The organism is Clostridium sartagoforme AAU1, assembly GCF_000401215.1.
In the GTDB taxonomy this organism is placed as follows: domain Bacteria; phylum Bacillota; class Clostridia; order Clostridiales; family Clostridiaceae; genus Clostridium; species Clostridium sartagoforme.
The window spans coordinates 23,921-34,310 of record NZ_ASRV01000045.1 but is presented as its reverse complement, the minus strand read 5'-3'; the positions used below and the strand labels follow the sequence as shown (position 1 = coordinate 34,310).

General features: G+C 29.0%; 10 protein-coding genes and 1 other annotated feature. All 10 genes read left to right on the top strand.

What is annotated here, in order from left to right; translation table 11 throughout:
• Window positions 1-398: 398 nt before the first annotated feature.
• The 10 genes from A500_RS19350 (at window position 399) to A500_RS03945 (ending at window position 10,363) form a co-directional block, all read left to right on the top strand.
• Window positions 399-1,223, top strand: a complete 825-nt coding sequence (locus A500_RS19350; protein ID WP_016206305.1) for an HD domain-containing protein — start codon at window positions 399-401, stop codon at window positions 1,221-1,223.
• Window positions 1,216-1,668, top strand: a complete 453-nt coding sequence (locus A500_RS19345) for an HD-GYP domain-containing protein (RefSeq protein ID WP_016206304.1) — start codon at window positions 1,216-1,218, stop codon at window positions 1,666-1,668. The genes A500_RS19350 and A500_RS19345 overlap by 8 nt, the downstream gene beginning before the upstream one ends.
• 97 nt (window positions 1,669-1,765) lie before the next feature.
• Window positions 1,766-2,025 (top strand) — a binding site (T-box leader).
• A 192-nt stretch (window positions 2,026-2,217) separates the two neighbouring features.
• Complete coding sequence (brnQ, locus tag A500_RS03980) at window positions 2,218-3,555, top strand: branched-chain amino acid transport system II carrier protein (RefSeq protein ID WP_016206303.1); 1,338 nt, start codon at window positions 2,218-2,220, stop codon at window positions 3,553-3,555.
• Between the two features lie 317 nt (window positions 3,556-3,872).
• Window positions 3,873-5,933: a BglG family transcription antiterminator gene (locus A500_RS03975; RefSeq protein ID WP_016206302.1), complete on the top strand. Its 2,061-nt coding sequence runs from the start codon at window positions 3,873-3,875 to the stop codon at window positions 5,931-5,933.
• Between the two features lie 137 nt (window positions 5,934-6,070).
• Entirely contained in the window at window positions 6,071-6,694 is a 624-nt protein-coding gene (locus A500_RS03970; RefSeq protein ID WP_016206301.1) for a bifunctional 4-hydroxy-2-oxoglutarate aldolase/2-dehydro-3-deoxy-phosphogluconate aldolase, read from the top strand.
• Between the two features lie 15 nt (window positions 6,695-6,709).
• Window positions 6,710-7,171 (top strand): PTS sugar transporter subunit IIA, encoded by a 462-nt coding sequence (locus A500_RS03965; RefSeq protein WP_016206300.1) that lies wholly within the window; start codon window positions 6,710-6,712, stop codon window positions 7,169-7,171.
• A 17-nt stretch (window positions 7,172-7,188) separates the two neighbouring features.
• Window positions 7,189-7,476, top strand: a complete 288-nt coding sequence (locus A500_RS03960; protein ID WP_016206299.1) for a PTS sugar transporter subunit IIB — start codon at window positions 7,189-7,191, stop codon at window positions 7,474-7,476.
• 19 nt (window positions 7,477-7,495) lie between these two features.
• On the top strand, window positions 7,496-8,884 hold the full coding sequence (locus A500_RS03955; protein ID WP_016206298.1) for a PTS galactitol transporter subunit IIC: 1,389 nt from the start codon (window positions 7,496-7,498) through the stop codon (window positions 8,882-8,884).
• Window positions 8,885-8,903: 19 nt separating this feature from the next.
• The gene (locus A500_RS03950) at window positions 8,904-9,185 is read left to right on the top strand and encodes a UxaA family hydrolase (protein WP_016206297.1); all 282 of its coding nucleotides are present in this window, start codon (window positions 8,904-8,906) and stop codon (window positions 9,183-9,185) included.
• A complete protein-coding gene (locus A500_RS03945; protein WP_242835042.1) occupies window positions 9,182-10,363 on the top strand; it encodes a UxaA family hydrolase in 1,182 nt (393 codons plus the stop codon). Before A500_RS03950 ends, A500_RS03945 begins: the two co-directional genes overlap by 4 nt.
• Window positions 10,364-10,390 lie beyond the last annotated feature (27 nt).

Genomic DNA, 10,390 nt, shown 5'->3' with positions numbered 1-10,390 from the left:
ACCTGGTACCACCCGAAATATGTCGGAAAAAGCTGTATTTAAAAATAATAGTGTTACAAACTAAAATTTAGTAACAGCATAAATAAATAAGTCCTTCACTGAGTATTATTTTTAGTGAAGGACTTATTTAGTATACACTGTTTATTTTTTATTAATACTGTAAAAGCTTTATGGAATAGAGGAAATACAACAAATAGTGTATACATAATGAATATTTAATAAATACTTAATAAATATTGAGTAAAATTATTAGTCAATGTATAATAATTTTGAATGGATAAAAATACATAATACATAATACATAATATATTTAATTAATTATTTGTTACAATGGGATGTAAAAGTATACATAAGGTTTTACTTAAATGAAATTAAAAAATACAGAGGGGGGAAGGGTAATGTTTAATTCTCTAAAGGTACATCCTGTAAGTTTTATTAGGGCAATGTCTAATGCCTTAGAACTATCGGCTACAGGCATATCGAGGCACCATCGTAGAACAGCCATAATTGCAAAACATATTGGTGAATTTTTAAAATTAAAACAAGATGAATTAGAAATACTTATTTATTCAGCTTTATTACATGATATTGGCGCAGCTTCTAACTGGAATGAGAAGCACTTTATTGCTTATTGTGAAGATGATTTAATATTTAATCATGCAGAAAAGGGCTACTTAATTCTTAAAGATTCATATCCTCTTGGAATATTAGCTGAACCAATAAGGTATCATCATGATCGATATTATGGAGGAAACCCTAGTGGGTTAAAAGGAGAGGATATTCCATTAATAAGTCGTATAATACATATTTCTGATAGAATTGAAGTCTTAATAAATAATGATGTGCATATTTTATTTCAGCGTTGTAATATTATCCAAGTAATTAAGGAATCAAATTATTTTGATCCAAAACTAGTACAAGTTTTCAATGAACTAAGTAAATTTGAATATTTCTGGCTTGATATTGTAAATCCAATATATCAAAATCACTTTTTAGATGATATAAGTTTCTTTGGAAAGTTATTATTTGATATTGATGATTTAATTGATATGGCAGAAATCTTTGCAAAAGTAGTTGATGAAACATCTCATTATACTGCTGAACATTCAAAAAATGTGGCCAAGATATATAAGTTTTTAGCCGAAAAAAGGGGTTTCAGCAATCTTGAATGTAAACAATTTTATTTAGCAGGATTACTACATGATTTAGGAAAACTTGCTTGAATGTAAACAATTTTATTTAGCAGGATTACTACATGATTTAGGAAAACTTGCTATTCCAAGTGAAATTTTAAATAAACCTTACAGTTTAACAAAAGAGGAATTTGATTTAATTAGGCAGCATCCATACTATAGCCATAGTATATTAGAGCATGTTGAAGGGTTTGAGAAAATTGCAGTATGGGCTGGTACCCACCATGAAACACTAGACGAAAAAGGTTATCCATATAAATTAAAGGGATCCGATATTGATTTAGGGAGCCATATAATAGCTGTAGCAGATGTTTTTTCTTCCCTTATTGAGGATAGACCATATAGAAAGGGAATGTCTTTAATTGAAGCCTTTGATATTATAGAGGATATGGTAAAAAATTTAAAGTTGGATGTTAATGTTGTTAAAGAGGCTAAAAAAAATCAAAATGCTATTTTTAAACTTATCAAGAAATAAACTAGATATTTGTTTATTTTAGGTAATTTAAATAGGACTTTATAACAAAATCTTGACAAAAGGTAAAAATAATTTTATCATATAAAAAAAGGTAATAATAAATTCTATGAAGAGAAAAAGTAAGTTATAATTTTGTTCTGCAGAGAGTTGGCATTTGCTGAAAGCCAATGTACAAAACTAGCTGAAAATCATCTCTGAGAAGCAATGCTGAACTTATATTAGTAAGCATTGACGGAGTCTTTCACCGTTAAAAGACAAGCGTATTGATAGATACGTAGCTAAGTGCTATAAAAGGTTTATATAATATAAGCTATTTTATAGAATTAGGGTGGTAACGCGGATAATTCCGTCCCTTGTTTTCAAGGGACGGATTTTTTATTTTCAAAAAGGGGGAATTATATGGATATTGAAGGTGGCATTATTAATTAGAGGTATATCTTTAAAACATTATTGTATAAATGAATTCTAAATAAATAATTATCTATTTACTCAATATTAAATTGTTTAACTGTTAATTGTTAATTGGAACATAATTAGGGGGATTTTAATATGAAAAATTTATCAAAAAGGGATTTAACACTTGTCGGACTTATGCTATTTTCCTTATTTTTTGGTGCAGGAAATTTAATTTTTCCTCCATTTTTAGGTCAATCATCTGGTGAAAAAACTTGGTTAGTTCTGGGGGCGTTTTTTATAACAGCAGTTGGATTCCCAGTACTAGGTGTTATTGCAGTAGCTAAATCTAATGGTTTAACTAATTTAACTAAAAGAGTAAATCCAATATTTGCAACAATATTTACTGTGTTAGTATATTTATCAATTGGACCATGTTTAGGTATTCCAAGGGCAGGAAGTTTGCCTTTTGAAATGGCAGTAGCACCATATTTGCCTGATAGCGTTTCAAATGTACTAGCGTTATTATTATATACACTTGTATTTTTTGCAGTTTCATATTGGCTTTCATTGTCACCAAATAAGCTGGTTGATCGTATGGGAAAGGTACTAACACCTGCTTTATTAGTTTTAATTTTAGTTATGGTAGCAGGATCCTTTATTAAACCTTTAGGCAACTATGGAGCTGCAATTGGTGAATATGGAACATCACCATTTTTTAAAGGATTTTTAGAAGGATATTTAACTATGGATACAATAGCAGCCTTAAATTTTGGAATTGTAATTTCCTTGGCAATAAGATCTAAAGGTATCAGTGATGAAAAAGCTGTAGTTTCTGCATCTATTAAGGCAGGATTAATAGCTGGAGTATTATTAGCAGTTATATATGCATTACTAGCACATTTAGGAGCTGCAAGTGGTGGAAGATTTGGCATTACAGAAAATGGAGCTCAAACTTTAACAAATGCAACTACTTATATATTTGGCAAGCCAGGTGCAATATTATTAGCATTAATATTTACTTTAGCATGTTTAACAACTTGCGTTGGTCTTATTACTTCATGCAGCGAGTATTTTTCAACTCTAACTAATAAAATATCATATAAGAATTGGGTTAGATTATTAACAGTTTCTAGTATGCTTCTTGCTAATATGGGATTAACAAAGATTCTTAGTGTATCAGTACCAGTATTAAATGCAATTTATCCAATAGCTATAATGCTTATAGTGTTAGCAATGTTTGATTTTATATTTAAAGGCAGCACTATAATTTATGGACTAACAATATTATTTACTGGTGTTGTAAGTGTAGCCGATGCTTTAGGACAAGTTGGTATAAAATTAAGTTTTATTGCAGAACTTATATCTAAATTGCCTCTTGCTAATGAGGGACTAGCTTGGGTAGTTCCAGCTATTATTGGAATGGTTTTGGGAATATGTATTAAGTTTGGAAAAGAAAATCTTAGCGATAGAAAAATTTTAACAAACAATTAAATAAAAAAAGCAGCCTATATTAAACTGATTTGTTCAATCAATTTAATATAGGCTTTTTTTAAATAGTATATGTAATTATATAAATGGAAGACTTAAAAGGGAATAATTATCATAACTTATTTATGCCATATATATTAATTCTCGATGATTACAGTAATCTAACTTATCTTTAACTTGAAACTTAGGTAAGTAATGGAAGTAATCGACAAATAAATTTAGTTTTCGAATGGTTTATTTCCTTTCAAACAGGTTGTACTAATTAAATCTTTTCTTTATTGTCGACAAATGCTAACATTAAGCCATAGGGAGTGAGTTGAATGAATAAAAGGCAAATGGATATTATAGGTAGAGTAATTGAAGATCCTCAATTTTACAAGGTTTCTAAACTAGCTAAAATAATGAATAAGTCTGATAGAACAATATATAATGATTTAGTTAGTATAAATGATTATTTTTCTAAGTATGATTTTGATTTTATTCAATTTAATGAAAATGGTGACATTGAGTTAAATGATAATAAAAAGTTAAACGATCTCTTAAATAATAAAATTAAATTTGATGACTACGAATTAAATACTGAAGAACGAAGAAGTCTAATCACTTGTTTATTATTTTTCTTTAATAACTATATAACTATTCAAAACATTTCTGATTTAATTTATTGTTCGAGATCCACACTTTTAAAGGATTTTAAAATAATTAAAGATGAATTGAAAGAGGATAATATAGAAATAATATCTCATCCTAATAAAGGTTATAAAGTAAAAGCTGATGAAAAAGATATAAGAGAAAAATTTGTAGAAATTTGTGAAAAGCATATTTTTGTAATAAAAATATTTTTTAGAGATAAAATTCAGGAAAGTTCTCTTTTAGATATACAAATGGATTTAAAAGAAACCCATAATATTGTTCTAAAAGAAATGATAAAAAATAAGTTTTCCCTTACAGATCATTCTTTAAGATTTTTAGAATTTTATTTATTTTTTTCCCTTAATAGAATTCAAATTGGAATGAGACTAAAAAATTATAACAAGAATAATGAAAACTTTTACAGTTATATAAAAACAATATTTTTAAATATGCTTAATCAGTTTTCCTTTGAGGAGTTAGAATCAGAGATTAATTATTTATCAGAGATGATTGGTAATCTTCATTTTTCAAAAAAAGTGAATAAGGATAATTCATTAGTAACAATTCAATTACTTGTAAAAATATTTATTGAAGAAATGTCATCTACTTTAGGTATTGATTTATCTTTAGATAAGGACTTATTTATAAATTTAAGTAATCATATGTTTGATATTTTAAATAAAAAATATCCAGGAAATTATGAAGTAAGTGAAATATTATATTATATGGAAAAGAACAGAAATATAATTCAAGCTATTGAAGAAAATACCTATGTGTTTGAAAATTATATTTCAAGAAAACTAACAGAAACTGAAGTTGGTTACTTAGGTCTTCATATATCAGCATCTTTAGAGAAATCAAAGATAATCAACAGAAATTTAAGGGTATTAATTATATGTAATAGTGGAGTAGGAACAGTACAACTCCTTAAAGCTAGATTAGCACGTTATTATTCTTTTACTGTAGTTGATGCGCTATCTGTATTTCAGTTAACAAATTATGATATGGAGAATATAGACTTTATTATTTCAACAGTATATTTAGGAGATATGGTTAAATTACCATATGTATGTGTAAGCGTAAATTTAACGGATCAAGATTTAACTAGAATTAATTCAGCAGTATCTTTAATCAGTGATCAAACATCAATTATAGAGGAATCAGAAACAGAAAAAAAGGATATATTAATTAGAAAAATAGAACCACTAGTAGAAGAACATGATGGATTACTTTCTTTATTAGAGGCTACTATAAATAATTACTTTAATGATAAAAAAGAAAAGTCATCAAGTAAATTAAGTTCATTTTTGAATGAAGAATTTATAGAGGTAGATGTTGAAGCTGAAGATTGGGAAGATGCAATAAGAAAATCTGTAAAGCCATTCCATAATAAAAATATGGTAAAAGATAAATTTGAAAAAGAAATAATCGATAGTATAAGGGCATATGGACCATACATTATAATTTCTGATGGAGTTGCTTTTCCACATGCAGGTTTTGACCAAGGAGCAATAAAAACAGGCTTTTCATTTATGAAATTAAAAGAACCAGTTTCATTTTCACAAGATGGCTATAAAGATGTAGATTTAATTTTTGCTCTAAGTGCTTCTGATAACAAAATGCATTTGGATGCACTATTTTCCTTAATTGAACTTATCAATAATGAAGACTTTAAAGAAGATTTAAGAAAATTAAAAAATAAAAGTGAAGTTATTGATTGTATTAGGAAGTACGAAGGAGTATATTAATTAGATTTATTTTATATAAGATTTATATAAAAACCTTGAAAGGGTGTGATGCAAAATAGTATAAACATTATCTAAATAACTCTATAATTAAAAAATTAATTTAGAGGTAGTAATTTAATAATTGAGGAGGGGGAACAGTGGAAATAAAAGATTTTACAAAGATTACAGTAATATTAAGAGGATATAATTATGAAACAGTAAGAAATATATGTTTAGCAGTAAAAGAAACGAAAAATATACGTAATTTGGAAATTACTATGAATACTCCTGATGTTTTTGAAATTATTTCTAAAATCAGTAAAGAGTTTGGAGAATGTTTAAATATAGGTGCTGGTACAGTTACTTCATTAGAACAAGCTAAAAAAGCAATTGAATCAGGGGCAGAGTTCTTACTATCACCAACAGTTATGGGAAAAGATATAGTAGATTATGCTAGGGAAAGAAATGTAATTACAGTTTCTGGAGCTCTTACTCCAAGTGAAGTACTAACAGCTTGTGAAAATAATAGTGATATTATTAAAATTTTCCCTGTATCAAATGTATGCAAATCTTATTTTAAAGATTTAAAGGGACCACTTGGTGAATTTCCAATAATGGCAGTTGGAGGGGTTAATAGAGAAAATGCTAAAGACTATTTTGATAGAGGGGCTCAATATATAGGTTTGGGGGGGCTTTTCTCAAAGGAAAGCTTAAAAGAAAACAATTTAGATAAAATGAAAAAAGATTGCAAGGAATTTGAAAAGCTAATTTTTAATGAATAAGGGAGAAAAATAACAATGGCACAATTTATTGATTTAGATACAATATTCGTTAACGTAGAAGCAAAGGATAAAAATAGTCTTTTAGAATTACTTGGAGACAAGCTTTATGCTGAAGGATATGTAAACGAAGAATATAAAACGGCTGTTATTAAGAGAGAAGAAAACTTTCCTACAGGCTTAAATGTTGAAGGCGAAATAAAAGTTGCAATACCACATGCAGATATTATTTATGTAAATAAGCCAGGGATTGCATTTGCAAGTTTAAAAGAGCCTATAAATTTTAATAGTATGGATGATCCAGAAGAAGAGATTAGTATTAAGTTAGTGTTTATGCTAGCTGTAAAGGATCCAAATAATCATGTTGTTATATTACAAAAATTAATGGAAGTATTACAAAACCAAGAAATATTAAGTAAATTAGAGTCTTGTTCTTCAGAAGAAGAGGTTAAAGATATATTAAACAAAGAATTTAATTAAGCGGAGGAGAAATTATTATGAAGAAAATTTTAGTAGTATGTGGAATGGGAGCTGCTACATCAACAGTAGCAAATAAAATAGTTACAGATTATTTAAGCTCAAAAGGACTTAAAGTATCCGTAAGCCAAGCAAAGGTTACTGAACTTGCATCTTATCCTGGAAGTGTAGATCTTATAATATTAATGGCAACTGGAGCTAAAATTCCAAGTAATATTACAGCTCCTGTAATTAAGGGATTACCATTCCTAACAGGAGTTGGAAAAGAAGCAGCTTTAAAACAAATAGAAGAATTTATAAAAAAGTAAAGGTTAGGGGGAAATAAAAATGCAGGCTATAGCAGAATTTTTTCAATATGTAATGTCATTAGGATCTTATATAGTATTACCAATATTAATATTTTTTATCGCATTAATTTTAGGTACTAAAGTTGATAGGGCTTTCAGATCAGCTGTTTTTATTGGGATAGCTTTAATTGGTATCAATTTAATGACAAAATTCTTAGCAGATAACTTAGGACCAGCTGTTAAGCTAATGTCAGAAAATGCGGGTTTAAATCTAGATATAATTGATGTAGGCTGGGGAGCAGTAGCAGGAGCTATATGGTCTACACCTATGGGTATTGTTGGTATTCCACTTATACTAGTAACAAATATTGTTTTAATTATTTTAAAGCAAACCAAAACTTTAGATATTGATATTTGGAATTATCACCACATAGTAACAGCAGGAGTATTAACTTATGTTGCTACTGGAAATGTTATTTTAGGTTTTGTTGGAATGTTACTTATGGCCTTTATGGTATTCAAACTTGCTGACTGGTCAGCACCACTAGTTCAAAAATTCTATGGACTAGAGGGAATTTCATTGCCAACAAATTCAGCGTTAGCACCATTAGTTTTAGGAGTTCCACTTAATTATTTATTAGATAAGATTCCTTTTGTAAGAAAATCTAATCTTAAATTTGATTCACTTCAAAAGTATTTAGGGCCTATAGGGGAACCAGCAATTATGGCACTTATTATAGGTGCAGGTATTGGAATTGTAGCTAAGTATCCACTTAAAGAGACACTTGGATTAGCAATGAACTTATCAGCAGTTATGATTATTTTACCAAAGATTGTTTCAATTTTAGTAGATGGTTTATCTGCAATTCAAGATTCAAGTAAGATATTCTTAGAAAAGCACCTTAAAGGTAGAGAAGTGTACTTAGGACTAGATGCAGCAGTAGCAATTGGGCACCCATCAGTATTAACAGTTTCTTTAATATTAATACCTTTAACAGTATTAATTGCAGCTGTTTTACCAGGAAACCGTATGATGCCATTTGCTGATTTAACTTCTATAACATTTAGAATGATTCTTATTGTTGCACTTGTACATGGTAATGTATTAAAAACACTTTTAATAGGTATAGTTGTTATTGCTCAGATTTTAATAGCTGGAACAATTACATCACCATTAATTACAAATGTATATCTATCATTAGGTAATACTTTACCAGATGGTGCAGTTGGAATTTCATCTTTTGCTGCTGGTTCTTTATTTACTGGATTTAGTATAATTCAATTGCTATCATTCTCAGTAACTAGTATAGCTGTATGTGCGGTAGTATGGGGATTATTCTTCCTTGTACAAAAGAAGGAATTAGCTAAAGCTATAAATTTAGCTGAAGTATCAGATGATTTATCAGAAGTAGCAAGTGACGAAATATAATGAAAAAGGAGGGGAAATAATGCAAAAGAGAGCATTATTAATGGATGAAAAAGATAATGTAGCAGTTGTATTGGATCATGTTAATAGTGGAGATATTGTTAGTATATCCCTTACTGGAGAAAGCTATAAAGAAATTATAGCAGTTGATGATATTGATTTATATCATAAAATAGCTGTAAAAGAAATTAAAAAAGAAGAGGAAATTTATAAATATAGTGAAATAATAGGAAAAGCAACAGAAGACATAAGCTTAGGCAAGCATGTTCATATAAATAACATAGAAAGTGTGATGGTATTATGATGAAGATAAAAGGTTATGTTAGACCAGATGGAAAAATAGGAATTAGAAATAAAGTTCTTATTCTTTCAACTGTAGGTTGTGCAAATGGGACTGTTGAAAGAATAGCAGCACAAGTAGAAGGTGCTGTAGCTATTCCTAATGTTAAGGGTTGTGGCCAAATTGGCAAAGGAATAGAAATTATGAGAAGATCTTTAATAAATTTAGCTTCTAATCCTAATGTTTACGGCACAATATTAGTTGGACTTGGCTGCGAAACTACTAAGCCATATGAACTAGCAGAAGAAATAAGAAAAAACAGCCCTAAGCCTTTAGAAGTAATTACTATTCAAGATCAAGGTGGTACATTAAAGGCAATTGAAGCTGGAGTAAAGCTAGCTAGAAACATGGCAGAAGAAATGTCTAAAGTGGAAAGAGAATATGTTGATTTATCAAACATAGTATTAGCTACAAACTGTGGTGGATCAGATGCAACATCTGGATTAGCTGCAAACCCTACATTAGGTAAATGTAGTGATAGATTAATAGAAAATGGTGGAACTGTAATTTTAGGTGAAACTACTGAATTAATTGGAACTGAACATATATTAGGCAGAAGAGCTAAGAACGAAAAAGTAAAAGATGACATTTATAAGATTATAAAAGATTTAGAAAATCAATTCATAGAAACTGGAATAGATGTTAGGGGAGCAAACCCAACACCAGGAAATATGAAGGGTGGGCTAAGTACTTTAGAAGAAAAAGCACTTGGTGGTATTAGTAAAGGTGGTTCTACATCAATAAATGAAGTAGTTGAATATGCATCAATTCCAAAAGAAAAAGGTTTTGTTATAATGGATACTCCAGGATATGACATAGAATCAGTTTCGGGAATGGTTGCAGGTGGTGCTCAAGTTTGCGTATTCACAAGTGGTAGAGGAACACCTATTGGAAATGCATTAATTCCTGTAATCAAAATCACAGGAAATAAAGTTACATTTGCAAACATGGAGGATAACATAGATATGGATACATCTGGTGTAATCGAAGGAACTAAAAAGCTAGATGAGCTTGGAAAAGAGTTATTTGAAATGTTAGTAGATGTATGTAATGGTAAGAAAACAAAAGCTGAATTATATGGGTTTGATGATTTCGCAATATATCACAATCAAGAAATTTGGTGTAACTGCGAGTTAAATTAAAACTTAAATAGGAAAGCATAAGGCAGA

What these genes read in the sequence shown, in the direction of transcription:
- A500_RS19350 (WP_016206305.1), top strand. Translation starts at nt 399, where the DNA reads ATGTTTAATTCTCTAAAGGTACATCCTGTAAGTTTTATTAGGGCAATG.
- brnQ (WP_016206303.1), top strand. Translation starts at nt 2,218, where the DNA reads ATGAAAAATTTATCAAAAAGGGATTTAACACTTGTCGGACTTATGCTA.
- A500_RS03975 (WP_016206302.1), top strand. Translation starts at nt 3,873, where the DNA reads ATGAATAAAAGGCAAATGGATATTATAGGTAGAGTAATTGAAGATCCT.
- A500_RS03965 (WP_016206300.1), top strand. Translation starts at nt 6,710, where the DNA reads ATGGCACAATTTATTGATTTAGATACAATATTCGTTAACGTAGAAGCA.
- A500_RS03960 (WP_016206299.1), top strand. Translation starts at nt 7,189, where the DNA reads ATGAAGAAAATTTTAGTAGTATGTGGAATGGGAGCTGCTACATCAACA.
- A500_RS03955 (WP_016206298.1), top strand. Translation starts at nt 7,496, where the DNA reads ATGCAGGCTATAGCAGAATTTTTTCAATATGTAATGTCATTAGGATCT.
- A500_RS03950 (WP_016206297.1), top strand. Translation starts at nt 8,904, where the DNA reads ATGCAAAAGAGAGCATTATTAATGGATGAAAAAGATAATGTAGCAGTT.
- A500_RS03945 (WP_242835042.1), top strand. Translation starts at nt 9,182, where the DNA reads ATGATGAAGATAAAAGGTTATGTTAGACCAGATGGAAAAATAGGAATT.